At 49.5% G+C, this 26,853-nt stretch carries 23 protein-coding genes; 7 read left to right on the top strand and 16 right to left on the bottom strand.

Annotated features, from left to right (window positions below):
• Complete coding sequence (yihG, locus tag AC4PME_RS12480; protein WP_119502538.1) at window positions 1-891, bottom strand: 1-acylglycerol-3-phosphate O-acyltransferase, YihG family; 891 nt, start codon at window positions 889-891, stop codon at window positions 1-3.
• Window positions 888-1,802, bottom strand: coding sequence for a 1-acylglycerol-3-phosphate O-acyltransferase, YihG family (gene yihG / locus AC4PME_RS12475; protein ID WP_491046484.1), 915 nt, complete (start codon window positions 1,800-1,802; stop codon window positions 888-890). The genes yihG (AC4PME_RS12480) and yihG (AC4PME_RS12475) overlap by 4 nt, the downstream gene beginning before the upstream one ends.
• 117 nt (window positions 1,803-1,919) lie before the next feature.
• On the opposite strand from yihG (AC4PME_RS12475), the gene fghA reads away from it, so the two are divergent.
• Window positions 1,920-2,768 carry an S-formylglutathione hydrolase gene (gene fghA / locus AC4PME_RS12470; protein WP_491046485.1) on the top strand — a complete coding sequence of 283 codons (849 nt, stop codon included), beginning with the start codon at window positions 1,920-1,922 and terminating at the stop codon, window positions 2,766-2,768.
• Between the two features lie 32 nt (window positions 2,769-2,800).
• On the opposite strand, the gene AC4PME_RS12465 is transcribed toward fghA, so the two are convergent.
• The 8 genes from AC4PME_RS12465 to AC4PME_RS12430 form a co-directional block, all read right to left on the bottom strand.
• Entirely contained in the window at window positions 2,801-3,973 is a 1,173-nt protein-coding gene (locus AC4PME_RS12465; protein ID WP_491046486.1) for a putative bifunctional diguanylate cyclase/phosphodiesterase, read from the bottom strand.
• Window positions 3,970-4,911 (bottom strand): hypothetical protein, encoded by a 942-nt coding sequence (locus tag AC4PME_RS12460; RefSeq protein WP_491046487.1) that lies wholly within the window; start codon window positions 4,909-4,911, stop codon window positions 3,970-3,972. Before AC4PME_RS12460 ends, AC4PME_RS12465 begins: the two co-directional genes overlap by 4 nt.
• Before the next feature lie 2 nt (window positions 4,912-4,913).
• Window positions 4,914-5,405, bottom strand: coding sequence for a Rab family GTPase (locus AC4PME_RS12455; RefSeq protein ID WP_303574863.1), 492 nt, complete (start codon window positions 5,403-5,405; stop codon window positions 4,914-4,916).
• A complete protein-coding gene (locus tag AC4PME_RS12450) occupies window positions 5,402-7,189 on the bottom strand; it encodes an OmpA family protein (protein ID WP_491046488.1) in 1,788 nt (595 codons plus the stop codon). The genes AC4PME_RS12455 and AC4PME_RS12450 overlap by 4 nt, the downstream gene beginning before the upstream one ends.
• A 5-nt stretch (window positions 7,190-7,194) precedes the next feature.
• Window positions 7,195-7,728: a hypothetical protein gene (locus tag AC4PME_RS12445; protein ID WP_491046489.1), complete on the bottom strand. Its 534-nt coding sequence runs from the start codon at window positions 7,726-7,728 to the stop codon at window positions 7,195-7,197.
• A gap of 135 nt (window positions 7,729-7,863) precedes the next feature.
• On the bottom strand, window positions 7,864-8,256 hold the full coding sequence (locus tag AC4PME_RS12440) for a hypothetical protein (protein WP_119502531.1): 393 nt from the start codon (window positions 8,254-8,256) through the stop codon (window positions 7,864-7,866).
• A 110-nt stretch (window positions 8,257-8,366) separates the two neighbouring features.
• Window positions 8,367-9,389, bottom strand: coding sequence for a LacI family DNA-binding transcriptional regulator (locus AC4PME_RS12435; protein WP_119502530.1), 1,023 nt, complete (start codon window positions 9,387-9,389; stop codon window positions 8,367-8,369).
• Window positions 9,390-9,492: 103 nt separating this feature from the next.
• Window positions 9,493-11,607, bottom strand: a complete 2,115-nt coding sequence (locus AC4PME_RS12430; RefSeq protein WP_491046490.1) for a beta-galactosidase — start codon at window positions 11,605-11,607, stop codon at window positions 9,493-9,495.
• A 639-nt stretch (window positions 11,608-12,246) separates the two neighbouring features.
• Here AC4PME_RS12430 and AC4PME_RS12425 point away from each other — a divergent pair.
• Window positions 12,247-14,640: a glycoside hydrolase family 3 N-terminal domain-containing protein gene (locus AC4PME_RS12425; RefSeq protein ID WP_491046491.1), complete on the top strand. Its 2,394-nt coding sequence runs from the start codon at window positions 12,247-12,249 to the stop codon at window positions 14,638-14,640.
• Between the two features lie 68 nt (window positions 14,641-14,708).
• Here AC4PME_RS12425 and AC4PME_RS12420 read toward each other — a convergent pair whose 3' ends face one another.
• From AC4PME_RS12420 to AC4PME_RS12405, 4 genes are all read right to left on the bottom strand, one after another.
• Window positions 14,709-16,124, bottom strand: coding sequence for a TolC family protein (locus AC4PME_RS12420; RefSeq protein ID WP_491046492.1), 1,416 nt, complete (start codon window positions 16,122-16,124; stop codon window positions 14,709-14,711).
• A 6-nt stretch (window positions 16,125-16,130) separates the two neighbouring features.
• The gene (locus tag AC4PME_RS12415; RefSeq protein WP_491046493.1) at window positions 16,131-17,165 is read right to left on the bottom strand and encodes an efflux RND transporter periplasmic adaptor subunit; all 1,035 of its coding nucleotides are present in this window, start codon (window positions 17,163-17,165) and stop codon (window positions 16,131-16,133) included.
• Entirely contained in the window at window positions 17,165-18,838 is a 1,674-nt protein-coding gene (locus tag AC4PME_RS12410) for an ABC transporter transmembrane domain-containing protein (protein ID WP_491046494.1), read from the bottom strand. Before AC4PME_RS12410 ends, AC4PME_RS12415 begins: the two co-directional genes overlap by 1 nt.
• Window positions 18,839-19,051: 213 nt before the next feature.
• Window positions 19,052-21,103: a S9 family peptidase gene (locus AC4PME_RS12405; protein ID WP_491529622.1), complete on the bottom strand. Its 2,052-nt coding sequence runs from the start codon at window positions 21,101-21,103 to the stop codon at window positions 19,052-19,054.
• 237 nt (window positions 21,104-21,340) lie between these two features.
• Between AC4PME_RS12405 and AC4PME_RS12400 the strand changes: the two genes are divergently transcribed.
• Together AC4PME_RS12400 and gloA are read left to right on the top strand one after the other, a co-directional pair.
• On the top strand, window positions 21,341-21,904 hold the full coding sequence (locus tag AC4PME_RS12400; RefSeq protein ID WP_491046496.1) for a DUF4136 domain-containing protein: 564 nt from the start codon (window positions 21,341-21,343) through the stop codon (window positions 21,902-21,904).
• Window positions 21,905-22,013: 109 nt separating this feature from the next.
• Window positions 22,014-22,541, top strand: coding sequence for a lactoylglutathione lyase (gene gloA, locus AC4PME_RS12395; protein WP_491046497.1), 528 nt, complete (start codon window positions 22,014-22,016; stop codon window positions 22,539-22,541).
• Between the two features lie 83 nt (window positions 22,542-22,624).
• Here gloA and AC4PME_RS12390 read toward each other — a convergent pair whose 3' ends face one another.
• A complete protein-coding gene (locus tag AC4PME_RS12390; protein WP_491046498.1) occupies window positions 22,625-22,942 on the bottom strand; it encodes a DUF3817 domain-containing protein in 318 nt (105 codons plus the stop codon).
• A 143-nt stretch (window positions 22,943-23,085) separates the two neighbouring features.
• Window positions 23,086-23,508 carry a hypothetical protein gene (locus AC4PME_RS12385; RefSeq protein ID WP_491046499.1) on the bottom strand — a complete coding sequence of 141 codons (423 nt, stop codon included), beginning with the start codon at window positions 23,506-23,508 and terminating at the stop codon, window positions 23,086-23,088.
• Window positions 23,509-23,677: 169 nt separating this feature from the next.
• Between AC4PME_RS12385 and AC4PME_RS12380 the strand changes: the two genes are divergently transcribed.
• The 3 genes from AC4PME_RS12380 (at window position 23,678) to AC4PME_RS12370 (ending at window position 26,780) form a co-directional block, all read left to right on the top strand.
• Window positions 23,678-24,376, top strand: coding sequence for a response regulator (locus tag AC4PME_RS12380; RefSeq protein ID WP_491046500.1), 699 nt, complete (start codon window positions 23,678-23,680; stop codon window positions 24,374-24,376).
• A complete protein-coding gene (locus AC4PME_RS12375) occupies window positions 24,376-25,794 on the top strand; it encodes an ATP-binding protein (RefSeq protein ID WP_491046501.1) in 1,419 nt (472 codons plus the stop codon). The genes AC4PME_RS12380 and AC4PME_RS12375 overlap by 1 nt, the downstream gene beginning before the upstream one ends.
• A gap of 89 nt (window positions 25,795-25,883) precedes the next feature.
• Window positions 25,884-26,780: a DMT family transporter gene (locus AC4PME_RS12370; protein WP_491046502.1), complete on the top strand. Its 897-nt coding sequence runs from the start codon at window positions 25,884-25,886 to the stop codon at window positions 26,778-26,780.
• Window positions 26,781-26,853: the final 73 nt, after the last annotated feature.

The following is a 26,853-nucleotide window of genomic DNA, read 5'->3' as shown; positions in this document are numbered from 1 at the left end:
TCAAGGCTCCAGTAACTGATTAATCCTGCTGTCTTTATTTGTCCACAACTCATTCAGCCAGTGCTGAAACCGGCTCCGGAATGAATCGTCGGCAAAGTAATCTCCCTGCGCTTCCACCGGTACGGTCAGTACGTTGACGTCTATGATGATGCGGGTCATCTGTCCGCTCAGCATGGACATCATCGGATGGGCTTCGTTATCAGGGTACAATAACGATATATCCAGCAGGTTGGTAAAAAGATCGCCCATGGTAGCAAGTGTAAAGGCAATTCCCCCTGCTTTTGGTGGCAGTAAATGGGCAAACTGGCTTTTTCTGAGCTGATGTTTCGCGCGGGTGAAGCGTGTGCCCTCGACGAAATTGATGACCGTTGTGGGCGAGGTTTTATACTTCTCACAGGAGCGGCGGGTGGTTTCAATATCCTGCCCTTTTTTGTGAGGATATTTCTCCAGATAAGACCGCGAATACCGTTTCATAAACGGCATATCCAGCGCCCATGCGCCCAGACCGACGAAAGGCAGCCAAATCAGTTCCTGTTTAAGAAAGAACTTGGGCGGCGGAATACGTTTACGGGAAAAGTCGATAAGCAGAATGATATCGAGGTAACTTAAGTGATTAGCAATCAGCAGATACCAGTTCTCTACCGATAATGAGCCGTCGATGCGATAAATCACTTTTACCGGATTAAACAATTTGATCAGTAATACACTGATGCAACCAAAACACTGCATAGCAAAATGCATAAAGCCCATCAGCAAATGACGGATGGCCGGTACCGGAAGCACCAGCTTAAGCAGTCCGCAACTGATAATAATCGACGCCCAGAACCCCAGATTGATAATTTGCAACGGCGTGTGAATAACAAATATCAGGGGCGCCAGTAACTTTCTCATAGCGGAGCCTGTGTTGAGTTTAATGAAGCCAGGTGCTGGTCTTTCTGTTGCCAGCGTTCATTCAGCCATTGCTGAAAACGGGCTTTTTGCGCGGGATCAGTGAAGTAGGTGTCGTTGAAAAATCCGCCCTGCACAATATCTTTGATAGGCATTACCGACACATTTACGCGAATTTCTTTTACTTTACCGCACACGAAATCCCAGTAACTTGGCACCCCGGCAGGGTAGTCGATAGTGACATCGATCAGCTTGTGCAGTTGTTCGCCCATGGCGCTGAGTACGAAGGCAACACCGCCGGCTTTCGGCTTGAGCAGGTGGGTAAAGGGCGAGGCTTGTCTGTCATGCTTACTTTTTGTAAAGCGTGTGCCTTCTACAAAATTCATGATGCTTACCGGCTTCGACTTAAACTTCTCGCAGGCTTTACGGGTGGTTTCCATATCCTTGCCTTTAAGGTGCGGGTTTTTCGCCAGAAACGATTTGCTGTAGCGGCGCATAAACGGAAAATCCAGCGCCCACCAGGCCAGACCCAGTACCGGCACCCAGATAAGTTCCTGTTTCAGAAAGAATTTGAGAAACGGAATTTTACGGTTAAAAATTCGCTGCAATACCAGAATGTCGACCCAGGACTGATGATTGGCGATCACCAGATACCAGTCGTCAGGGGCCAGGCTGCTGATCCCGTTAACAGACCAGCGGGTGCGGCTGAGCAGACGCTGGTTGAGATTATTCACGGTTATCCATGCTGTCGCACAGGCATCCAGAGGATAAGACACAATTCGCCGCCACCACTGCACCGGTGGCAGTTTTAACAGGGATAGTATAAAAATAGGGATAAACCAGAAAACCGTATTGAAAAAATAGCCCAGCACTGACACAGTGCCACGCAAATGATAGCCAACAGCTTTAAGCATCGTCATTCACCTCTGAATTTTGGTGCTTAGTGTAAACGATGTTGATCTAAAATCCGATACACCCTATACCGGGAAATAAGGATTTACACGTAATTTGGCAGCACAATAGAGAATAATATGGAATTAATCAGTGAAAATCGCGCATTTGGTGGACGTCATTGCCGCTACCGCCATGCTGCAAAAACAACAAATTGTGAAATGACCTTTGCGGTTTATCTGCCGCCTTTTGCCAGCGCAGAAAATCCCGTTCCGGTTTTATACTGGCTGTCAGGGTTAACCTGTACTGATGAAAACTTCATGCAGAAAGCCGGCGCAATGAAGATGGCTGCCGAGCTGGGTATGGCGATTGTGGTCCCGGACACCAGCCCCAGGGGAGACGATGTCCCTGACGATGCAGACAAAGCCTATGACATGGGTAAAGGGGCCGGCTTTTATGTTAATGCTACACAGGCACCCTGGAATGAACATTATCAGATGTATGACTATGTCACGCAGGAGTTACCCGCTCTGATTGAAGCGAACCTGCCGGTGACCCGTGAGAAGGCCATCAGCGGGCATTCCATGGGCGGACATGGCGCGCTGGTTATCGGCTTGCGTAATCCGCAGCAGTATGTGTCTGTATCAGCGTTCAGTCCGATTGCGAATCCGTCAGATTGCCCATGGGGTGAAAAGGCGCTGGGCGGCTATCTGGGTGACGATAAATCAGCATGGCAAGCTTATGATGCAGCCATTCTGCTCGCTGAGAAGCAACACTACATTCCGTTACTGGTGGAGCAGGGACGTGCCGATCAGTTTCTTGAAGAACAATTAAAGCCTCAGGCTCTGATTAATGCAGCTCAGAAGAGTGATACGCAACTGACGCTGAATATGCATGAAGGCTATGACCACAGCTATTTCTTCATTGCCTCTTTTATCGAAGAACACCTGCAATTTCATGCCAGCCATTTGGGCATAGGCGGGTTATAAGGCGCTAAAGTCAGTTCTTCGCAGCAGGCAGATCAGCCGGCTGCGAAGCGCTTTTCAATCTCTTCTACCGGTAAGGGATGGTCGAATAAATAACCCTGACCGGACACGCACTGTTCATCAATCAGGAAGTGTTGCTGTTCGCCGGTTTCCACACCTTCAGCCACCACCTGCAAATTCAGATTGCCGGCAAGCCCTAAAATGGCTTTGATTATCGCCCGGTCGCCTTCACTGGTCATAGCATCCTGAATAAATGAGCGGTCAATTTTCAGCTCATCCAGAGGCAACTGTTTCAGGTAAACTAACGAACTGAATCCTGTACCAAAATCGTCAATCGAAATGGTAACGCCCATATTCCGTAACGTTTTCAGCACCGCCGCAACAGTATTTAAATTGTTGATGAACGAGGTTTCAGTAATTTCAATGGCCAGGTTAGATGCTGAAATACCGTGTCTTTTAATCGCTGCCTGAATATTGCCGGTAAAATCCTGCGATATGATCTGGCGGCCGGAAATGTTCATGGCAATTCGCACATCAGGCGCATAGCGAATCATTCGTCTGGCCGTGCTGCACACTTTATCCAGCAACCATTCGCCAAAGGGAAAAATAAGCTCAGAACGTTCCGCCAGAGAAATGAATACATCCGGAGGCACATACTCTTCGTTTCTCTTCCAGCGGGCGAGGGCTTCATATTTGAGCAGCTTGCCGGAAGATAAGTCGACAATAGGCTGAAGGTAAATATCCAGCGTATCTTCTGCAATCGCTCTGGCAAACGCGGCTTCCATTTCGGACAGTTCAACCTGTTTCTGCTTGTGCATGGGGTGGAACAGTGTGACTTTATTCTTACCTGCGTATTTGGCGAATTGCAGAGCGTAGCCGGCGTTCTGCATCAAACCTTCAGGCGATTTGGCATGTTCAGGGAACGTCGCCATGCCAATGTTGGTGGATAAGGTGGTTTGAATACTGCCTAAAGACAGGTAGGTGTGTTCGAGAACACCGGTTATACCTCTGGCGATATCGTACAATGCAGTCTCATTACCTGCACTCACCGGTGTCATCACCGCAAATTCGTTTCCGCCAATTCTGGCCAGACGGCCTTCTTCACCAACAAAGCCGTGTAAACGCTTTGCCACACTCTTTAAAATATCGTCGCCGGAGCGGTAGCCCAGGCTTTCATTGACCTTTCTGAATTCACAGATATCAATCACAAACAGGCCAAAGTTTTCGTCTTTTCGACCCAGGCTGTCATTTCTTTTTTCAATGCCTGACGGGAAAGGGTTTGAGTGAGTGAATCTTTGTCCAGCTGCACCGGACTGTACTGACTGGTGTGCTGGATATGTGACATGTCGGTCAGCAAAAATACCCAGTGAGAAACATGAATATGCTGCATCACCGGTGCGATGGTAAGTTGCAGCCACCGGCCACCATCAGGAGAGTTCATCCAGAATACTTCGCCGCGCCAGGCGGTTTGTCTTTCTTCCAGCGTCGATAAAAACATCTCATCCAGCTGAACATCTTTTATCAGTTGCAACAAACGGTGAACGCAGACATCTGCATTCTGTGCACGGAAAAACTGCCGTGCCACGCCATTATCCAGAAACAGTTGTTTGTTGGCGTCCAGTATCACCACGCCTGTACTGAGATGGTGGATAGTCTGGCGTATGGCCTGCTGCTGGCCCTTACATTCCCGCGCTTCTTTCAGCGCTTTCTGTAATTTTTCAGTAAGGTAATCCTGCTGGCTGATCACCGCATGGTGGGTTAGCAGTAATTCTCTGGCAGATTGCAGGGATTGCTGGCGGTAGGCAAATTCTTTATTGACGTTCTTGATGGCCAGGAACCGTCCGCCTTTGCCATCGTTGATCGCGATAGCCTCAAGGCGCAGGGATTCATGTTCTGTGGTTTCGGTCCAGAAGCCTGAAGTCAGGTTTGCAGGGAGAGAAGTCGCCCAGCAATCACCGGCATCAATAAGAAAATCTTCGAGAAACAGACTGCGCACGGATTCAATATCCAGTGACAGTTCGTTGACCTTCACAAGGTCGGTTACCCAATGCACCGTTGGTGTGAGGCAATTGAGCTCATCACGCTCATTCAGCTCAAATAATGCGCAGTCCGTGATGCCAAGTGCATTAAGGTGGAAAATGTCCATATTTACACCGTAAGTTCCGCTAACTCCTGAAAGAGTCGCTCAACATTTTCGCCGGTTTTGGCGCTGGTTTTAATGGCGGCACTGAACAGATTTTCACGTTCAGCGACTTCGTCTTCACTCCAGTACCATTCACTGGGAAGGTCTGCTTTATTGACGACAAAAAAGGCCGGCGTATCAGGAAATTCTGCCCGCGCCGACTCATAAATATCCATACCTTCAAGCAACGACTGGGAGCGGGTCTGGTCAACTACAATGACAAAGGCTGCGGCACCACGCAGGTAGCGTGGATTAAAACCGCAATAGCGGTCAACGCCTTCAATATCCCAGATAAGAAGCTGGGCCGTTTTACCGCCCGCGGTGACTTCTTTTTTGTCGATTTTTACGCCGATAGTAGTGAGATATTTCTCTGAAAAAATGCCATCGACGAACTGTCTTACCAGGCTGGTTTTACCCACTCCGGTAGGGCCTAGCAGACAGATCTTTTTTTGTATCACTGACGGTTACCTTCTTCTGATCCTGTTTTCTTCCCTTTACCAGCCTCTGCAGGTGTTAACAGAGCATGAAAGAATACCATCCGGCTATTACTGCCGCGGGCTAAATCCAGTTGTCCCAAACCTTTGGTGTGCAGCACAGCGTGTTCCACGCCCGCTTTAGTCAGAGCTTGTTTCACTGACTGGGCGCGTGATTCACTCAATAGCATGTTTTTGACTGATGTACCCGAATTATCGCTGCCACCGAGAATAAATACACTGAGGGTTTGCCCTGATTGTTCAGCGATATTTTGCAGGTTAATGATGGTTTGGGCAATATCGCCAATAGTCGCATCATTCGCTTTCGACCACCGGGACTGGTTCATATCAAAGAACAACGTGTAACCTGACAGTGTGGTTGCCAGAGACCCGGCCAGAGCATTAAGTGCTAATGCATCGTTAACGGGAGTGCTTTCTTCCAGAACTACTTTGGTGGTATCAGGGAATACGGTTTCAATGCCCGCAATGCTGTGCAGAGCGCGGAGGAATCGTTGCCATTCACCAGTGCTGATTGTGCCGGACAGGGCCGGCTGTTCACCGTTGGTGAACTTCAGTGCAGGAAAACGCGCGGTCAGCTGTTGTATTTTTGCCGGGATAAGACGGTCATCTTTTGACTCAAACGGCGTTTCTTTAATGTCGACAACGGATGAGTCAATGTCGAGCCCTGCAAGCCATTGCGCTACACCGGTGGCAGCCGGATCTCTTAATACCGAGAGAATAATCTCATTGCCGTCTGTTTGTGTGTTCAGCATCACAATGCCGGCCGGAGGCTCACTCTTAGCGATGGTGGATGACGTGATGGCAAGGTCGATGCGTAAAAATGCCAGATAGCCGGCAACAACCAATAGTCCGGCGAGAATAAATACACCGGCACCGGCCCGTTTTTTCTTTTCCTGCGTCGTTTTTTGCTCACTGATCAGGCATTCCTGCAGCATGGCATCGCTGGTGGCGAACGGCCCGTTGTCGCCCTGATATTTTTGCAGTGGCGACTGATAAAAGCGATGAAACTCTTCCAGAGTGTCCTGCAGTTTATGTCGCATGCGTGGCGACACATGACCGCTGACGGCAGCGACGAGGATCACTTGGGGACCGACCTTGATAAGCAGGGTAAAATCGTCGGTTTTAATTTCTCCCAGTTCGGTTTCTTCTGCCTGATTATCCTGACTGAATGCATCAGCGACAAAATCGCTGATAGCAACCAGCATGGAAGAAATCAGGTCACCGTCTTTCGCATTTCCCGGATGACTGGTGACACTATTTAACAGGGTGCCGGTTTCACGGTGAATAGCCAGCACCTGATGCACCTGATATTGGTAAATTTGCGAAGCAACATAATCAGAATAGGGGACACCTGAGCGCCAGGCTTTAAAGCGCCACTTCACACTTTTAGCTGAAAAGCTGTGTTCAATAAGGGTGTTTGTACGCTCAATGAATTCGATGAGAAACGCTGATACGGCTTTTCTGATCAGCGAGCCGACAAGAGGGTAGAGTGCGCCGACAATCTTATCACTGTTGGCTTCCACTGAGCGGTGCAGCGATTTTTCGATCAGGGGGACCAGCACTTTGTTCACTGAGCCATCCTGACTCTCACGCTCATTCAGTGCTTCAGATATCACATCAGACACCATGCCTTTTGCATTGCGTCTGACAATATTTTCTACGAATTTTTCATCCCCACCAATGATTAACGACCTGACGTCGTCCATTGTGTGCGCATCCTCATCCGTTGGCGGCACAAAATTGCTCATGGGCGTCAGGGTTGATCAGTGGCAAGATTCGAGGCCATAGTAGACAGCAGGCTTGCCAGGGTTTTGCGGTCGGTTTTGCTGGAAGACAGTTCTTCTGTCACTTGCTGCAAACGCTCTAACAGCGCTTCGTGACGTTTGTTGAACAAGGTTTCCATGGCATCCATTTCTTTGGATAGCTTGCTTTCCAGTTTGCTGGTGTCGTCCTGCGCGGCGGCTTCAGCCATTTCCAGCTCAGATTTCAGCGTATCGTGAAGGCCTTTCAGATTTTCCTGGGCTTGCTGGTGTTGTGTATTGTCGGCTGAGAGTTGTTCAGACAGTGCAGCAAACTGTGTTTCAATGGTTTTATTCAGCGAAGCCACATGATTTTCCAGCTTTTGATTCAATGCCGAAAAATTACTTTCCAGTTTTTCATCCAGAGAGGCGAGTTGCTGCTGAAAATCCCGGCTGGACTGGCCGAACAAAATTTCACGTAGCTGACCTAATTCTGATTTGTCAGCTGTTGATGCCTGAGGTGCATCATTATTCTTATCTTTCGCCATTTGTCCGCTCCTCCTGACAGTGCGGCGTCCTTACCTGGTACAAATGTACCCTGAAAGAAAAACCTGATCCAGCAGCATCGCCCACGGGTAGCAATATATTGGTCTAATGGATAAGTTTGAGACGGTCAGGCGACGTCAATATTGGCGGCTGAGTGCAATCCAGGCGGCTTTGTGTTCGCTGACCGCTTTATTGATAGCGCCGGACATCGTCATGAAATGCCGCATTTTCATTTTCTTGAGCAGAACAAAGGAATAATCAGCGGGAAGTCCTGCAGCGGCAAGAAAAGCATTCAGCCAGTCGGGATGAGACGATTGCTGCGGTTCATCCATTTTATTAAGTAAAACATAAGCGCTGATCGCCAGTTGCTCACGGGCATGGCGGATTTGATAGATAGCAAATCCGTTTACTACAACCAGCAGGGTAATTACCACCATGTTAAGTGGTGAAAAAAGCGTGCTGAGATTGGGGTAGGCGCTGCGGTAAGGCACATACAAATCATCAAAATTCAGCCAGGTGTAACCGAACACTACCGCCAGAGTCAGTAACGTGAATAGCAGAATCCATATCAGCCGGTACTGACAGCGGGACTTGCGGCTTAATGCATTTTCCAGTTCCGAAGGTTGTTGTCTGATTGTGCTTACTCCAGCAACGGACCGGTTGAGTTACGGACGACCAGTTCAGAAGGTGAAAGGGGTAATTCCCGTTTCGCCTGGTGACGGATGATCTGTTCAATCAGTATGGTCGCCGCATTGTAGCCAAGTTCGGCAACAGGTTGCTTAATAGTGGTAAGCGGTGGCCACAGGTTAAGGGCTGCAGGGTCGTCATCGAAACCCACCACACTCAAATCATACGGGATACGCAATTTCAGTTGGGAGGCAATCCTGTACACCACGGCTGCAGAAGCGTCGTTGGCGGTAAAAATAGCGGTGGGGCGGTTTTCCTGACACAGTAATTTCCGGCAGGCCTGTTCCAACGTGTTCTCACCGTATACAAACTGTGCAACCCAGTCCGGATTTTCTTCGATGCCGTATTTTGTCAGCGCCTGCTGATAGCCCTCGTAACGCCATTTACCGGCTGCGTGACCTACCAGGTAGTTGAGAAAGCCGATTTTGCTGTGACCCAGATTAATCAGGTGTTCCACAGCCAGTTGCGCGCCCTCTACCTCATCACTGTGCAGGCAATACGAGGATGTGTCATCCAGAGATGCAATTTTGACAATAGGCGTGCCCGTTTCTTCCAGTGCTGCGATAACAGCCTGATCTTCGCACAAAGGCGGTACGACAATAAATCCGTCAACGTTGGAACGTTCAACCATGTGCCGCAAGGTAGTGGCAATTTCACCTGCGGGATTTTCTGATGCAAAGGGACGTATCAATAAATCGTAGCCCAGTTTATCGCAAGCTTTTATCGCGCCGTTCAGGATCAGACTGCCGTAAAAGTTGGTAGGATAATCGATATAAAGAACACCGATCAGATAAGACTGATTAGTTCTTAACCTGCGGGCATTCAGGTTAGGAATATAATCTAATTTTTTGATCGCGGTGGTAACGGCATCACGGGTTTCTTTGCGCACTCCGGGTTCGTTATTTAACACCCGGGAGACCGTTTTCTTTGAAACACCGGCGGCTTTTGCCACATCACCAATTGTTGCTTTACTCATCTTTTGCACTTCCGCGTGTAGGGTACGGGATGCCCCGGTAAACAATGCGCCCGACCACTTTTCTTATTGTTCTGAGCAATTGTAAGCGCATTCAGGGCAAAATTTAACGTTTTTCTTCGATTATCACAACTCCCCAGGGGGGCAGGGTAACGGGGCTTTGACCTGACACTGAAGAGCCGGTCAGCAGATTCATACCCTTCAGATTATCAATCTTCACTTCCCTTTCGTTTTCAGAATAATTAAAAACAAAGTGGAGCGTGTTGCCTGCCTGATTTACTGCTTTTTTCTCGATAACCGGAAACTGGTTGTCTGACAAAGTAACGCCGGCGTCGTTTGCCGCCTGGCGTAACAGAGCATCAATCTGGTTGTCTGACGGCATCGTTGCTATGTAAGTTGCCGTTCCTTTTCCCGCCTGATTACGTGTGACAGCCGCATAGTCGCCCCAAACAGGGTGTTCATAAGTTGCCAGTACGTCAGCTGTGTCAGCAGTAACCAGCTCCATCCACCATTTCAGTGGTTCAGCGGCGATGCCTTCCGGCATGATGGTGGTGTTCAGCGAGGCGCGTTCAGGGTGAACAAACTGCGAGTAACGGATGCCGAAAATATCAGTCATGTTGCCGGGCTGGACTGAAGCACGCACTTTCACATTTTCATCGGTGAAGCCATGTTTAAACGTCGCCACAATATGACCGCCATTTTTAACGTAGTCCGAAATGGCTTCCAGCAGCGTATCGCTGGCAGAATACAGGGCGGGGATCACAATCATTTTGTAGTTCGCGGCTTTGTCTGCGAAGTTTGACGGATCAATAAAATCTGTTTCGATATTGGCCCGGTAAAGGCTGTCATAGAAAGGGCGCAGTACGTCATTGTATTTTTGCGGTGCGCCCCAGCCGAAGGAAAACTCATTAAATGCGGTGAGGGCTTCGTTGCTGAACAAGACGGCAACCTCATTTTGCTTATTCAGTGAGGTTATTTTGTCGCCCAGTTTTGCTAGTGTGTTGCCCACGGTGCGGGCTTCGTTGTAAGTGGCATTTTCTGCATAGTCCTGACTCAGCAGGCCTTTCCAGTAGGTTTCAATGGCATTGTGGGTCGAAGCCCAGTGCCAGTAAGCCACCATGTTGGCACCGCTGGCAATGTGACTGAAAGCCTGCAAGGTTAACTGCCCCGGATAGGGCGTCCACTGCGGGAAGCCCTGCGCCTGGGTTTCGATGACAAAGTAGTTTTGTCCGTCTTTCATGCTGCGGGCAAGATCACCCCCGAGAGCAATTTCGTTGCCCGTGAGCTGATGCTGACCGGGGTGGTAAATATCCACACCGGCAATATCCATCGCTGCTGCTGCCTCAAAATGATCGACAGAAGATTGAATACCATAAGAATAGCCGCGCCAGTCGAGATCGAAGTTCTGTGTGACGAATTGGCCCGGCTTCTTAAATTCATTTACGATACCGGCCTGCCAGGCCAGATACTCTGTTACCAGAGAGCGTTGGAAAGCTGCAAAGGCGGCAGTTACACTGCCGTTGATTGACGTTACCGGTGCGGTGTATACCGATTCGTGAACCTCAGGGAATTCATCCCAGCTGTTTACGCGGTTGCTCCAGTAGTTCAGGCCAAAGGCGTCATTCATTGCTTCAAGGGTGCCGAACTTTTGTTTCAGATGCGCAACGAATGCCGCCTGAACGTGCTTTCCGCTGGTATTATAATGCTTGGTCTCATTATCGACCTGATAGCCAATAATCGCCGGATGATCGCTGACATGGGTCAGCATGGCTCTTATCATTCTTTCAGCCAGCCGGCGAAAATCAGGATGGGTAATATCCATATTCTGCCGCGCGCCATACTTATTCTTACCGGCTGCGGTGGTTGCAAGCACATCAGGGTATTGCTTTGCCATCCATGCCGGAATGGCATAAGTCGGTGTACCGATAATCACCCTGATACCGGCTTTGTGCATAGCATCGAGCACCCTGTCGAGATGACTGAAATCAAATTCTCCTTCCCTTGGTTCCATGGTGCCCCAGGTCGACTCGCCTATGCGCACCATATTTATCCCGGCCGCTTTCATCATGGCAATGTCTTTATCGAGACGATCGAAGGGCATGTACTCATCGTAATATGCTACCCCGTACCAGATAGCATCCTGCTTAAGGGTTTCAGGTACATCAGCCTGTGCGGCAGGAATGACCAGCAAACATGCCAGCAGTAAGATGCGGTTTAACATGAACTCTCCCTATTTCTTGCTTCCGGTATTAGCCGGAAATTGAATGTCTATCGATGTCATAATTCTTTAAAAAAATTTACAATCGTATTTTTTAAAGAATGAATGTGAATGTAAAATACTGCATACATCTGCGATGTATAAGCGTTTTAACGCGATATGCTGCTATTTATTGCACATAAATAATGTTTAATTCAATCGTTTTTAGTTAAAAAAAATGTTATTTTTAATGTTGACATCGATGTCTCTTTTGGTGGTATTTTATTCAGGGCAACGACTCGGGAAATGTTCACTGTCTGCGGATATCGGGTGCAGAAAAGGAGTGATTTCATCCGGCAAAGTGTTATGGGTAGTCAAACTGCCGGTCAGCGTTCCTGCCGTTGCTCAATCAAACAACCGTTACAGGATTGAGGGACACACAATTCGATCATCGAAGGCGACTTATTTCTATTATCAGGCTTTTGTTAAGAATCTTGAAAACAACATTACTTTGTCAAACGTTGGCCCGAGCGGCGATTTCAACACAGGAACAGCAACCTTTGCTGATCCCCGTCTTGTTGGTGTCCGTTTCGGGTACAAGTTTCAGTAATGGCTAACCGGGGGCTGTTCCGCAGCTCCCTTTTTTAACCATGAGTGAGTGAAATGAAGATAAATCTGAAGAAAACTGTGCTGGCATGTGCGATTGCGGCTTTAGCAGGTTGTGCAAATGAGCAACCTGCAGACTCTGCATCAACAACGGCAGCATTCCGTGATTTAAATGGTAACGGTCAGAAGGACGTCTATGAAAATACCAGTCTGCCCATTGAACAGCGTGTTGCTGATTTAATCAGCAGGCTGACACTGGATCAGAAAATCAAGCTGGTTACCGGCACGGGCTTCAGAGTAGACAATATTGGCGGATCGGAAAAAGTGCCGGGCGCTGCCGGTTCAACGTTCGCCATCGATGAATTAGGTATTCCCGCACTGGTACTGGCTGACGGACCTGCCGGTGTACGTATTTCTCCCGAGCGTGAAGGGGATGAAAATAAGTACTACGCCACTGCATTTCCTATTGCAACTCTGCTGGCTTCCAGCTGGGACAAAGAGTTGCTGAACGCCGTTGGCACGGCCATGGGTGAGGAAGTTAAAGAATATGGTATTGACCTGTTTCTCGCACCGGGAATGAACATTCACTATAACCCGCTGGGTGGCCGGAACTTTGAATATTATTCTGAAGATCCGTATCTGAGCGGCAATATGGCTGCCTCGATTGTGAATGGTATTGAGTCGAATGGCGTAGGTGCAACCATCAAGCACTTTGTGGCGAACAGCGGTGAAACCAGCCGGATGTGGATGGACTCCCATGTCAATGAACGTGCATTACGCGAAATTTATCTGCGTGGATTTGAGATCGCCGTTGAACAGGCGCAGCCATGGGCAATCATGACGTCCTACAACAAATTGAATGGCGTCTATACCTCTCAGGACGAAAAGCTGCTGACAGATATACTGCGCGGAGAGTGGGGCTTCGAAGGCCTGGTCATGACAGACTGGTTCGCCGGTGATAACGCTGCAGCGCAAATGCAGGCGGGCAATGATTTGATTATGCCCGGCATGCCGGATCAGCGTGAAAACATTAAACAGGCAGTGGAAAGCGGTCAGCTTAAAGAAGCCGTGCTTGATCGCAACCTCAGCAAAATTTTTACTGTAATGCTGACGTCTCCCACCTTTAATGAATATGAGTACAGCAATAAGCCTGATCTGAAAGCGCATGCTGAAGTGGCCCGCCGTGCTGCTGCAGAAGGGGTTATTCTGCTTAAAAATGAGCAGGCGGCCTTACCGCTTACCGGTGCTCAGAATGTAGCCGCATTCGGTAACACGTCTTATGCCTTTATCGCCGGTGGCACGGGCAGCGGCGATGTGAACGAAGCGTATACCGTATCGCTGGTGGAAGGGCTGGCAAACAGCTCCCTGAAAGTAGATGCAGCATTACAGGCAGACTACGAAGCCTTCATGAAAGCGGAAGACGCCAAACGTCCGCCGAAGAAAAATTTCTTCGAGTTGCAACCTCCGTTACCGGAATACACGCCGTCTGATGCACAGATTGCCAGCATGGCAGAGTCAAACGACGTGGCGCTTATCACCATTGGCCGGAATTCCGGTGAGTTCCAGGACCGTATCGTTGATAACGATTTTGACCTGAATGCGACTGAACAGGATTTGATAAACCGTGTTTCCGCTGCGTTTCATGCTAAAGGCAAGAAAGTGGTTGTCGCGCTGAATATCGGAAACGTTATTGAAACGGCCAGCTGGCGTGACAAGGCCGACGCGATTGTGTTGCCCTGGCAGGGCGGTCAGGAAGCCGGTAATGCACTGGCTGATGTGCTCACCGGTAAAGTCAATCCGTCAGGCAAACTGGCAACGACCTTTCCGGTTAAATATGCCGACCTGGCATCAGCCAGCACATTTCCGGGCTCCCCCACATCTGAAGAGGACGTGAAAGACCCTTACATTGGTCTGTTCGTGGGTAAAGAGTCACAACTCGACTATAACGACGGCATTTATGTCGGCTACCGCTATTACGACGCATTCAATGTGAAACCGGCTTATGCCTTCGGTTACGGCTTATCTTACACCGGTTTTGATTATGGCGATGCGATTGTGAAGGCCGGAAAGAACGCTGGTGAGTTCACCGTTTCGGTGACCATCACTAATTCAGGAAAAGTAGCAGGGAAGGAAGCGGTTCAGCTTTATATCTCTGCGCCGGGCAGTGAAAAACCGGTCAAAGAGCTCAAGGGATTTGAGAAAACAAACGAGCTTGCACCGGGACAGTCGCAAACCCTTGAGTTTGCAATAACACCTAAGCTGTTGGCTTCATTTAATGAAGCACAACGGGCATGGGTGGCCGATGCGGGTGAATACAATATCCACGTTGGCGCTGCCTCTGACAATGTTCAGTCTGGTGCCAGTTATTCCCTTGACTCGCCTGTAGTGGCTGAAAAAGTGAGTGTAGCGATGAATCCTGCACCACGGTTGAGGGAGCTGTCTGTACAGTAACCTTTTGCAGGAAGTGATGCCCTTCTTCCTGCAACCTCAAAGCCACCCTGCGGGGTGGCTTTTCTTTTTTACAGCGAGGTTTCAGGCGTTTGGGCGAGCAAACCGGTCTGATAGTATATTCCCAGTACAATCCGCTTAATTTCTATTTCTGCTTTCACTGCATTGAGACGTGCTGATATTGCCTGTGATTCACGGCTGTTAAGTAAGAACAGGTCACTGTCACCCATTTCAAACCGTTTTTGTTCCTGACTGAACAGCTTTTCCGTTAATACCGCCTGCTGCTGTTGCAGTTCAGCCATGGTTTTGCCGTACTGCAGTGCCTGTAAACCCACTGCCATATCCCGTTCAAGTGCATCCTGTGTGGTCTGAACCACGGCTTCAATTTCACGCAACTTTAACGAAGCCTTTGCCTCATCAGCTTTCGCCTGGCGACGGCCCAGCGGCATGGAAAATTGCAGGCCGACTTTTGTTTCTGTACCGGTCAGGTTCTCCGGTCCGCTGCCGATATCCCGCGCCAGCTTTGCTTCAACATCCAGCGTAGGTAAGAGCGCGTTCTTTGCCAGTCGCAGCTTGTTTTTCGCCAGTTGCAATTCTGCCTGCAAACTGGTGAGAGCAGGGTGCTGTGCAATCAGGCTTTGCAGCAACGCGGGCTTAACCGCTGCACTCATCCAGGGCCACTGAATATCTCCGGGGACAGTATTCAGGGTTGCTGTGCTGACCGGCCGGAATTGCTCATCGCGGTAATAGTAAGCCAGCTTCTCTCTCGCCTGTGCGGCCTTCCTTCTGGCATCCTGTAAAGCCAGATTACGCTGCATCACTGTGACCTCAAATTCTGTCTGGGTGATGCGCGCAAGATCCCCTTCTTCAACCCTGGTATTAATGGCGTTTCCACGGGTCTCGGTGGTCTTCACCAGGGCTGCGTATATCTGCTCATTCAGATGACTTTCGTACCAGTCCAGATAAGCCGATAAGCCGTTGTAAACCAGTTCGTTCAGAGCCAGGGCGGCTTCTGCATCCCATTGAGACATACTCACTCTGGCATCTTCAATGGCCATCCGTTTTTTATCCGTCTCCCGGTTTTGCAGCAACGACATGGCAAAACCGATACTGGCTTCACCACCGGTCAGCGTTTCATAATAACGCTCGTAATAGGGAAAAGTACCGTTACCGATACGGTATTCGGCTTTCACCTTAGCATTGGCGGTTCCCAGCGGATTGACAACCCGCTGAGACAGATAGTCACCGCTGTAGTAACCGCTGGTGCGGAGGGCTGTATCCTGCTCAAGTTGCACATCAAATGCCGCTTCAGCGTAAGCCAGTTCCTGCCGGCGCTGACCACCTTTGGCTTCAAGCTCAAGCAGCTTAGGATGATTGTGCAGAATAGACTGCAGTACTGTTTCTGCAGTCGGTGGTGGTTGTTGCGCCTGAGCGTTCAGGCACAGCAGCAGAAAACTGGCATTAAAAAAAGAAAAATACCTCAACATGCATACTTACCGTGGTGTTTGTTCTGTATCTGACCTGACATTTTCAGGCGGGAAGTTATTCAGCTGTCGCCAGAGTTCGTAGCCAATACTGACTTCTTCCAGCAAGATCCAGGCATTGACCCTGCTGTCCAGACGGGCAAAGGTTTCTTCCGGCCAGGGCTTTTCCTGCGGATCCTGTTCAATCCATACATTAAACAGTCCGTTGCGGTCTGCCACCGGTTCAACAATCGCCACTCTGCCACCGAATGTACCTATTGATGTGCCCGGCCAGCCGCTGAACTGGAAGATTGGCCAGCCTTCAAATTGCAGACGCACCTTCCGGCCTGTTGTGACCAGCGGTGCATTCAGTCCGTTTACTTTCACCCTTACCATGCGCTCGACACCGTCAGGAATAAAATACCCGAGTACTGCGCCCGCACTGACCAGCGTGGATAAACCACCGGAGTGCAACTGGGTCACTGTACCATCCTGAGGTGCGTACTTGGTCTGAGTAGATTGCCTTGCCAGCGACGAGTTCAGCGAGTTCCGGCTTTGCTCAGACTGAGCGGCTGTCGCCAGTCTTTCCTGTAACGTATTTTCCGCCACTTCAATGTCGCGGACCGAAACCAGACCTTCTTTGTGTAACCGTTTCTGACGATCCAGGTTTATGCGGGCATTTTCCACAGCCATCAGGTCAGCATCCAGTTTCAACTCCGCGGCTTTTACCTGTGCCTGGAGGCGCTCAACCAGCGCTTTATCTGTGTCGACCAGGGTTACAATGGGATCGCCTTCTTTTACTTTTTGTCCTTCCCGCACGTGCCAGGTTTTTATTTGCCCGGGGACCAGTGCGGAGATGGGCTGAGCGCGGTCAGCCGGATTAAGCGTGCTTACTGTTCCCGTGCCGTAAGCCGTTTGCTGCCAGGGCGCGAAGTACAATATTGCGGCGGTGACTGCGATAAAAAGAAAGAGCATATACGCCACTTTTCTGTACCAGGTCGGCACAGTCTGCTGCGAAAGCGTCTTCATTTTGCTCATGAATTCCTGCTGATCAGAGTAATTCATCACAATTCCTCCTTGTCAGCGAGCACATCATGGGAAAGCAGTTGTGAGTCACCATTTAACACAATGGTGGCATCAAAGACTTCCTGAATCGGACTGCTGGTGAAGTACATCACCGTGACCGGTTGGGTATCGAGGTATTTCAGAATTTTATATCTGTATGCTTCAGGAATGGCATCAAAGTGCTGGTTCAGCACAATTACTCCCGGTTTCGACAACAGGGCGGCAGCCAGTTTCAATAACAAAAACTCCATCGGCTGAAGGGGATGGCCCAACTGTGACAGGCTGGTTTGCAAGCCGTCTTCCAGTCTCGCCAGTGTCGGCTCCAGTTGCAGTTCGCGAAAGACTTCCCGAATCGCTTTTTCGGAAGCATCCGGCGCATCCATGCGCAAATATTCAAGAATTGAACATTCAATAATGAGAGAACGGTCAACAATGGCAATAGCCTGACGCAGCTCACTGGTCTGGTAATCCGTTAATGCAAGGCCTCCCAGTTCAACCCAGCCAGACTCCGGCGTTTCATAACGTTTCAGTACCGTCATCAGTTTACGTTGTTGCCATGCCTGTCCGGTAACGACGTAGTATTTACCGTTTTCCCGCAAGGCCATATCAATTTCCACAGACTCGTTTTGCTGAACCAGCACAGTCTGACGGAAGTGGAGATCGTTACGGGTGAAGGTCTCGTTATCGGAAGACTGTACATCTTCCTGAGGAATGTTCAGTGCGGCATTAAGCTTCTCTGCCGCACCATACAATTCATAATACAGGTTCAGATATACACTGAACCGTGAAATACCAAGAAATACCGCAGACATGATCAGTTCGGCTGCAACAAGCTGACCGACAGATAATTGCTCCTGTACAACCAGCACACCACCCAGTCCCAGAAGGGCGGAGCTGGCAAGCGCATAGACGATCAGGAAGAGTACGGTCTGGGAAAAGGTAAAAGTGAAATGTCCGGCGTGACAATTCACATAACGACTGATGATGGCCTCCGTTTTCTCAGCAGCATGGTCAAGATGCCGGCTGGATTTGAAAAATACGTGAGCAGAGGAAATTTCGCTGAGCCATTTTGCGGTGGCATATTTAGAATCAGACAAGTCGATGGCTGTATTTTTCGCAGGTGTACTCAACATCCGCCAGATAAAATACATAGAAATGATGATCACTACGTTAAAGACAAACAGGAACGGGTGATAGAAAGAAACCAGTGTAATACCTACCAGCATCTGAAGCAGAAGTGCGAAACCGTCTACCATCAGTGATGGCATATTTTTCTGAAAGGTCATTACTTCAAAAAAACGATGGGTAATCGTGCTGTTTTTCCGGCCTTCAAAAAACTGATGAGGAGCCTGAATGGTTTTCAGTACAAGATCGGCAGTCAGCCGGCTGTAGATGCGGCGCTCATAATATTCCATAACCCGTGTTCTCAGGGCACTGAATAACCCATACAGCAGCAGGGTACAGAACAGGATTGTACTGATCACCAGAACCGCGCTGACTGAAGCGGTATAAACCACGGTGTTGATAAGGGTTTGTACTGCAAACGGTACGGCGAGGGTCAGTAAACCAATCATCAGGCCATAAGCGATAGCCAGGTAAAAAAAGCCTGCTTCCGGCTTTAAAATATCAAACAGAAGCGTTTTGGTGCGGCGTAAGTCTTTTGTTGCTGCCATGGTGCTCTCAGAGGCCAAAAAGGAAAACGTCGGGTATCATAGAATTTAACTAAATCTATGTTTCATATCAATGTAATAAGTCTTTATAAATCATCAGTATGACTATCAGACGTAACAATACGTAATTTCCCGTTAAATTGTTCTTTAAAAGCGGCTAAAAGAAGACAAAAAAGCCCGGCGAGCCGGGCGTGATTGACAGGAAACCGCAGGCGTTTATTCCTGAGGTTTGCCGCTACGGTATTTATCGAACCAGACCAGAATGTTACCCACTTTCTGGATCAGGCGTGAAGGACGGGAAGCGATACCGTGAGAGGCCCCCGGTAACCTGACCATCGCAGAGTCTACACCTTGCAGGCGCAGTGCCTGATAGAACTGCTCTGATTCACTGATTGGCGTACGGTAGTCTGATTCGCCGGTAAGCAGCATAGTGGGGGTTTTCACGTTGCCCACCAGAGACAGCGGTGAATGTGCCCATAAATGGTCAAATGCTTCCCAGGGTTTGCCCGGCATCCAGTACTGAGTGAAATACGGATACGCGTCAGCAGTCAGGCCGAAACTGATCCAGTTGATCACTGGCTTAGCTACCACGGCTGCAGCAAAGCGATCGGTTTTTCCTACTGACCATGCCGTGAGTACACCGCCGCCGGAGCCACCGGTGATGAACAGGTTCTTTTTATCAATAAAACCTTTTGCGATTGCAGCATCAGTGACATCCATCAGATCAGTAAAATCGTCAGACGGGTAGTCGTGATGAATCAGGTTGCCGAACTCTGCACCGTAAGACGAACTTCCACGGGGATTCGACCACACAACAACGTAACCCTGTGCTGCCATGAGCTGGATTTCCATTGAGAAGTGCGGGCCGTAAGCGGCGTGGGGGCCACCGTGAATTTCGAGGATCAGCGGATAAGATTTGGTTGCATCGAAACCCGGAGGCAACGCTATCCAGGCATCAATATCACGGCCATCAGCAGATGACTTCACCGGTAATGCCTCTACCTGCGCCAGCTTCAGATGTCCCAGCGCATCATCGTTCAGATTAGTCAGGGGGGTGATTTTTTTCTTCTTAAGCAGTGCCAGATCCGCCGGTTTTAGCGGGTCATCCTGAGTAAACGCCAGCTCTCCGTTGGCAGAAACGGCGAATTCCCCCGACGTGTAGGGTCTGCCAAGAGACTGACCGCCGGTGGTGGCATCGAAACGGCTCACATCACCTTTCAGGCAGACACTGGCCAGGCGGGTTTCGCCGTGATCAAGGTAAGAGAAATACAGTGACTTGCTGTTGTCTGCCCATTCGACCTGTTGTACTGAGCGATCAAGAGAACCCGTCAGACGGCTCAGTTTTCCGCTTTCCAGATTCAAAACTACAATGTCGCTGAACTGGTAAGCTTTTTTATTATCATTAATTTGTTTGAAGGCCAGATATTTGCCGTCGGGGCTGAGCATGGGTGACTCTTCCGGCCCGGCCATATCTGTAACCGCTGTGACGTCAGCAGACTGAATATCAACGCGGTATATGTCGCTGTCAAAAGGAGACAATTCATAGTCTTCTGAACGGTTGGCAGAAAAATAGATCCCCGAGTCGTCAGGGGTGAATGCCAGGCGACCGTCATTGGGGTAATTGCCCGTAGTCAACTGGCGGGGCGTACCGCCGGATACCGGCAAAATATAAATCTGATTAAATCCGTCCGGTAAATATCCTTTGCCGTCAGCACGGTATCCTGTTTTCTGTATGATGCTGGCGGCGGGCGCCCAGTCTGCACCTTTGGGTTTTTCCGGCATAGCAGTAAACAGCGGTTTGGTTTTTACCGGTGTGAACATAGTAAACGCCAGATGTTTGCTGTCATGGGACCAGGTAAGGTTTCCGGGGGCCTTTGATACTTCTGTGAGTCTGGCCTGCTGGCCGGAGTCGAGATAGCGCACATAAAGCTGATTGCTGCCATCTTCATCCGAAAGATAAGCCAGCATGGTGCCGTCAGGGGACAATGTAACCTGACGCACATTCGCGCTGCCGGCAATCACCGGACGATGCTTTTTACCGTCAGTGCTGACCTGCCACAGTGTGCTGTGTGTGCGGTCCTTCATAATATCCATAGCACGGCGTTCGTAGTAAACTGATTTACCGTCTTTACTGAAAAACGGCGACGCGGCGTATTCAAGATTGAAGGTGTCTTTATATTGCAGTGTGTCGGGCAGTTGCGCTGCATGTGCAGTAAAGGTCAACGCCGAAACCAGACCGCCTGCGAGGGCGAGTGGACGAATGAGCATAGTGAGTTCCTTGTCGTTCTTATGATTATACCGGCAACTGTACAAGCCTTAAGCTCGTTGTCTGCCGGGCTAATGAAAACATACAGCATCACGCCGGTCAGCGGATACCGTTCATCTTGTTTCTGTTTGATTTCGTCTGGCGGTGTTAAGTCAGCTGCCGGCAAGCAGGGTCGTAAAAGCGATCGGTTTTTATACCGCACACGTTAAAATTTGAAATGGTTAACTGGCAGAGTCCTTATGGATAAATCCTTAATAAGTCGTTATCCGGCACTTCGTTTTCTACTTTGTGCCGCTTTTGTATTTATGGTGTCGGGTTGTGCATCCAATAAACCGCAAATCAACATGGATGAAGCACAGAACTTTTCTGCTATCCGTACTTTTTCTGTTGAACCGCCGCTGAACGCTGTGAATCCCACTATAGAGAATTATCTGCGTACCACTATTACTGATGTGATGACCGCAAAGGGACTGATACCGGAAAGCCCGGATGAAGCTGACGTCAAAGTCGCGTTTCTGCCTTCCACAGCCAGAAAGGAGGACGGTAAGTCAGTAAGTTTCGGATTGGGAACCGGTTCGTTTGGCCGTTCAGGGGGAATATCCCTGGGCAGTATTTTTACTGTGCCTGTAGGTGAACAGGTGTCTGTTTATCAGAATTTGCAGATTGATGTGATTAAAGACGGGCAGTTTATTTACAGCGCCACCGGCAGCGCCGAACTGGAGAAAAGTGACAGTATTTCTATTCAGCAATCCCTGACCGAACTCGTAGGTGAACTGTTGGCCAGTTATCCCGTAAATCAGTAAGTGGTGGTGATGCTGAATGCACTTGAAATTGCGGTGACTGCCCCTTGGTAAACCGTGTCGCAGCCCCACTTTTGAATACTTCAATTACCGGTAAATAAAGGATACTGCTATGAGCCGACATTTCGAACAGGCAGACGGATTGTGTGAACGTAAAGATCCCGCAACTGACGGATTTGTATTTAATCAGACCATGTTGCGCATCGCGGATCCGGCCCGTTCGCTGGACTTTTATACACGTGTTATGGGTATGACTTTACTCAAAAAGCTCGATTTTCCCGACATGGAGTTCAGTCTGTACTTCCTGACCCACGGAGAAGACTTCTCTGATATCAGTGAGGATGACACCAGACGCACAGCACAAACTTTCGGTCGTCCGGCCATGCTCGAACTGACACACAACTGGGGCGACACCGCCGGAGAAACCACCTATCACAATGGTAACAGCGATCCCCGCGGTTTTGGTCATATAGGCTTTCACGTACCGGATCTGGAGGCTGCCTGCGAGCGTTTTGAGTCACTGGGTGTTGCGTTTCAGAAGCGGTTGTCTGACGGAAAGATGAACAATATCGCGTTCATTAAAGATCCGGACGGATACTGGATTGAAATTTTCGACGCTGAGCGGGTCGCTAAAGGCTGATGTAAAGCTCTTCACCGCATTTCAGGCGCGCCGTGCAGCAATGCACCGGCGCGTTTTTGTTTTTGAACCCCGGTTTTTAAAATTCAGGCAGTTTCAGATTGTTTCGCTACAGGTGCGGACAGAATGCCCTTTTTTGTAAACCAGACTTCCAGCGGCAAAGTTGCCAGTGGCGGAATAGCAGCAAGAATGGCCAGGATACTGTGCCACGCGCTCCAGCGAAGGCGGACCGCTGCAACAATGGCAACCACAAAATAAATCAGAAAGGCGATACCGTGGAGACGGCCGAATAACCAGACACCCAGGTCGGTGACTTCAAGATTGTATTTGAAGTACATACCGGTGATCAGACCGAACCAGGTAAATGCTTCAATGCGCGCTGCGATAATAAAGATTTTTTCCATGTCAGTGGCGGGACTCTGTAAATGAAGAACGTGCAGTTTACCTGCACCGGGCATGAAGTGAAAGGTTGAGAATAATTCTTATTTAAGAAGTTGAAATGAAAGAGGTCGCAACCGCGACCTCTCAAGACATGATAAAGGGGGAATTATTGCGGCTCTGCCGGTGCTTCAACCTCTTTGCCTTCGCCACGTTTTTTACGGTCGCCTCTGTCAAACTTGTCCCCACCTCGTTTGTCGCCGCGGGGTCCGCGCATGTCTTTATGCGGTCTGTGCATCATATCCTGCAGCATCTGTGTTTTCTGTTCTTCTGTGAATACAGCCCAGAATTCATCACGCAATGCTTTCTGCTTTTCTTTCAGCACTTCAAGTTTTGCTTCCTGGTCAGCCGTTAACTCGACATCTTTCATCATTCTGTGCATTTGCGGCGGTACCAGCGGGGGATCCATTTTCTCCATTCGCTCAGTTTTTGCTGCTGCGTCGGTTGCTGCTAACGCGAAGCCTGTTACACCCGCACCAATGAAAAGAGCGGCAACGCCTACAATGCTTAATTTTTTAATCGAACGTTTCATAAAGTTCTCCTGAAAATCTGCTACCTCACAATGAGGACGAATACATACTACCGCGCTGAATGTCACGTAACGTTAAGAAGTGCAAATCTGGTGTGAACATATGAAAAGTCAGGCATTATTGACCCTGTGATAAGCAAGTTGACATAGCATTGACAGACGACGTATTTATATGAGCATTCTATTAATCGAAGACGATAAAGGGCTGGCAGAGTTACTCTCTGAGTTTCTCGGGATGTCCGGCTACGACGTGACTCACTGTGCTGATGGCGAGTCTGGTCTTGCGGAAGCTCTGGCCCGCAGCGATATCGAGTTGGTTTTGCTGGATGTCATGCTGCCCGGCCTCAACGGGCTGGACGTACTTAAAGCCATCCGCCAGAAAAGTGAATTACCGGTGCTCATGCTGACAGCACGGGGGGACGACCTTGATAAAGTACTCGGGCTGGAACTGGGTGCTGACGATTATCTGGCGAAACCGTTTAACGACCGCGAATTACTGGCACGTATCCGGGCAATTATCCGTCGTACCGGCGATAAAGCCGCAACAGACGAACCGGCCAGTTTGTCGAAAAAGTCTGTTATCCCGATTGGCGATATCAGCATCGATGTGCAGAAAATGGTGGTGACCTGTCAGTCGCAAGTGTTGGATCTCACCGGCAGCGAATATGCATTACTGAAGCATCTGTGCTTGCAGCCCGGAGAACTTATCACCAAAGAAGAGCTCTCCGAGGCGTGTCTGGGACGACGCCTGCAAGCTTTCGACCGCAGTATCGACACCCACATCAGTAACCTGCGTAAAAAGCTCACTGCCGCAAATTCACAGGTTGACATTAAAAGTCAGCGCGGGCGCGGTTACGGAATTTTTGCCTGATGACCGGTGCTGTCCGCAATTTTAATCTGAAAGTACTGGGCTGGTTCTGGCTTACCCTGCTGGTGTGTATTCTGTCCATTGCCATTCCGGCGTTTATCCTGCAGGAAATCAATGAAAACGAGCCACTGTCAGGCCGGGACAGTCGTTTGCTGAATAATGTGGCACAAAGAATTGATAACATTCTTCTCAGCCGCCCGGCAGATCCTCATGGTATCCCCCGGCAACTGGAGCAACTGGAAACCCGCACATCTTATCAATGGCTCATTGTTGATAAAGAGCTTAACGTGGTGCAAAGCAGTATGCCCTTGCGGCGCTCCCTCACCGAAGAATTCAACAGTAAGCGCTTCTGGTATTTCATTCAAAAAGAGCAGCAAAGGGAAATTAATCTGGAGTGGACACGGCTTGTAGGCCCGGTCTCCCTGACCGCCAGACCGGATTGGAAACTGGTGTTGTGGCGCCCTGAAAGACCACGGCCTCTGGATGTTTTCAGAGCCGTACCGTGGTGGCTGATGCTGGGTATTTTTATGGTCGTGACCAGTTTGATGAGCTGGTTACTGGTACGTTCTATTGCACGTCCGCTGAACCGGCTGGGTGATGCATTTACTGCGGTGGGGCAGGGACAGTTGAATCACCGCATCGAATACAGTCAGTCTGTGGAAAAAGGCGGCCGTCGAAGCGGGGAATCACCTTTTACACGCTTGTTTGCCCAGTTCAATGATATGACCGGTAAAATAGCAGCGCTCATTCAGAATCAGAAACGTCAGAGCGCCGACATTTCTCATGAATTGCGCACGCCGCTTACCCGCCTGCAAATGACACTGGCACTGGTACGCCGAAAATGCGCGGACCCCTCGTTGATCCCGCTGCTGGAACGGGCAGAAAAAGAAAATGAGTTGCTCAACCTGCATATTCAGCGTTTATCCGATCTCACCACCATGGAATCCCGTGCTATCTCGCAGGGCAAAGCAGACATTACTGTAAAAGCATTACTGGATGACTTGTGCGAAGATGCCGCATTCGAGGCGCAACAACTGGGGATTAGCTGGCAGCATGCTCTTGCAGACGGCACGCTCAGTATTTACGAAGAGCCATTCCTCACCGCCATCGAGAATGTGGTGCGAAACGCATTTAAATACGCAAACACTTCCGTTTCCCTGGCATGTACTGTCGCCGGTAGTCAACTGACCATCGTAATTGAAGATGACGGGCCGGGTGTGGAACCGGCAGATTTATCAAAATTGACCAATGCGTTCTACCGCACTGACAGCGCCCGTAACAGCGACACCGGCGGCCTGGGCCTTGGTCTCGCCATTGCAGCAGAAGCTGTTCGTCTGAACGACGGCGATATGTCATTCAGTTTGTCAGATAAAGGTGGTTTGCAGGTGAATATGCAGTTCCGGCTGACACAGAAACCGTAACTGTTTACTGCTAATATTTGCGGTCCGGGTAGAGGTTTTATCTCCGTCCTCTGTTAAACTTGCCGCTGTTTTTACCGGACCGTTTCTCTATGCTTCCTTTTATTCTGCTGCTCATTGCTACCATGTTGTGGGGTAGCTCTTTCATTGCGCTGAAAATCGCGTTTGCCGAATACTCGCCTATGTGGGTCATTTTTCTGCGTATGGTGGTGGCAAGCATTTGTTTTCTGCTGATGTGGAAGGGCCTGAGCCGATTCACTTATCAGAAAGGCGACTGGAAGTTACTGCTGCTGATGTCTGCTGCTGAGCCTTGTTTGTACTTCGTTTTTGAAGCCATGGCACTGCAGTACACCTCGGCTGCACAGGCCGGGATGGTCACAGCGGTTTTACCGCCTATGGCGGCAGCACTGGCGTTTATCTTTTTAAAAGAGCGTATGACTATCACGGCTCAGGCAGGTTTTGTTGTCGCTTTTGCCGGTTTAGTCTGGCTAAGCTGGGCGGCTGAAGAAAATGCTCACGCCAGTAATCCTGTGCTGGGCAATACCCTTGAGCTGGCTGCTATGGCATGTTCTGCGGTGTACTGTGTTTGTGTGAAGAAACTGTCCACCCGCTATTCTCCGTTGGTACTGACTTCCTTGCAGGCGTTTTCCGGTGCCATATTCTTTATGCCGCTGGCATTCAGTCAGGATGTACCGCCATTTCATGCCGGCCCTGCGCTTTACGCTATCGTCTTCCTCGGCGTATGCGTGACCTTAGGCGCCTATCTGCTTTACAACATCGCCATTACCAAAATGGATTTAAGCAAAGCCACCATTTTCAGTAACCTCATTCCTGTTTATACCATTGGCTTTGCTTACTGGTTGCTGGACGAAACCCTCACGCAAACCCAACTTATGGCTTGTGGCCTTATTCTCAGTGGTGTGGTGCTGGGGCAATCTAAACGCAGAAAGAAAACAGTTATGCCGGCTGAACGGGCGTTTGAATCGTAGGTTTCTCCGGATTGTCATCATAACCGGTTTGTTCACGGGGCATGATTCTGTGTTAAAATCACAGCCATCCGGC

This window comes from Alteromonas sp., from assembly GCF_984505615.1.
This window is presented reverse-complemented; position numbering and strand designations above follow the sequence as displayed.

Coding starts and splice junctions, on each gene's coding strand:
- AC4PME_RS12460 (WP_491046487.1), bottom strand. CDS start 4,911: ATGGACATTTTCCACCTTAATGCACTTGGCATCACGGACTGCGCATTA.
- AC4PME_RS12415 (WP_491046493.1), bottom strand. CDS start 17,165: ATGAATTACTCTGATCAGCAGGAATTCATGAGCAAAATGAAGACGCTT.
- AC4PME_RS12425 (WP_491046491.1), top strand. CDS start 12,247: ATGAAGATAAATCTGAAGAAAACTGTGCTGGCATGTGCGATTGCGGCT.
- AC4PME_RS12375 (WP_491046501.1), top strand. CDS start 24,376: ATGACCGGTGCTGTCCGCAATTTTAATCTGAAAGTACTGGGCTGGTTC.
- AC4PME_RS12385 (WP_491046499.1), bottom strand. CDS start 23,508: ATGAAACGTTCGATTAAAAAATTAAGCATTGTAGGCGTTGCCGCTCTT.
- AC4PME_RS12450 (WP_491046488.1), bottom strand. CDS start 7,189: ATGAGCAATTTTGTGCCGCCAACGGATGAGGATGCGCACACAATGGAC.
- AC4PME_RS12380 (WP_491046500.1), top strand. CDS start 23,678: ATGAGCATTCTATTAATCGAAGACGATAAAGGGCTGGCAGAGTTACTC.
- AC4PME_RS12390 (WP_491046498.1), bottom strand. CDS start 22,942: ATGGAAAAAATCTTTATTATCGCAGCGCGCATTGAAGCATTTACCTGG.
- AC4PME_RS12445 (WP_491046489.1), bottom strand. CDS start 7,728: ATGGCGAAAGATAAGAATAATGATGCACCTCAGGCATCAACAGCTGAC.
- AC4PME_RS12410 (WP_491046494.1), bottom strand. CDS start 18,838: ATGGCAGCAACAAAAGACTTACGCCGCACCAAAACGCTTCTGTTTGAT.
- yihG (WP_491046484.1), bottom strand. CDS start 1,802: ATGCTTAAAGCTGTTGGCTATCATTTGCGTGGCACTGTGTCAGTGCTG.
- gloA (WP_491046497.1), top strand. CDS start 22,014: ATGAGCCGACATTTCGAACAGGCAGACGGATTGTGTGAACGTAAAGAT.
- AC4PME_RS12420 (WP_491046492.1), bottom strand. CDS start 16,124: ATGTTGAGGTATTTTTCTTTTTTTAATGCCAGTTTTCTGCTGCTGTGC.
- AC4PME_RS12430 (WP_491046490.1), bottom strand. CDS start 11,607: ATGTTAAACCGCATCTTACTGCTGGCATGTTTGCTGGTCATTCCTGCC.
- AC4PME_RS12370 (WP_491046502.1), top strand. CDS start 25,884: ATGCTTCCTTTTATTCTGCTGCTCATTGCTACCATGTTGTGGGGTAGC.
- AC4PME_RS12400 (WP_491046496.1), top strand. CDS start 21,341: ATGGATAAATCCTTAATAAGTCGTTATCCGGCACTTCGTTTTCTACTT.
- AC4PME_RS12405 (WP_491529622.1), bottom strand. CDS start 21,103: ATGCTCATTCGTCCACTCGCCCTCGCAGGCGGTCTGGTTTCGGCGTTG.
- fghA (WP_491046485.1), top strand. CDS start 1,920: ATGGAATTAATCAGTGAAAATCGCGCATTTGGTGGACGTCATTGCCGC.
- yihG (WP_119502538.1), bottom strand. CDS start 891: ATGAGAAAGTTACTGGCGCCCCTGATATTTGTTATTCACACGCCGTTG.
- AC4PME_RS12435 (WP_119502530.1), bottom strand. CDS start 9,389: ATGAGTAAAGCAACAATTGGTGATGTGGCAAAAGCCGCCGGTGTTTCA.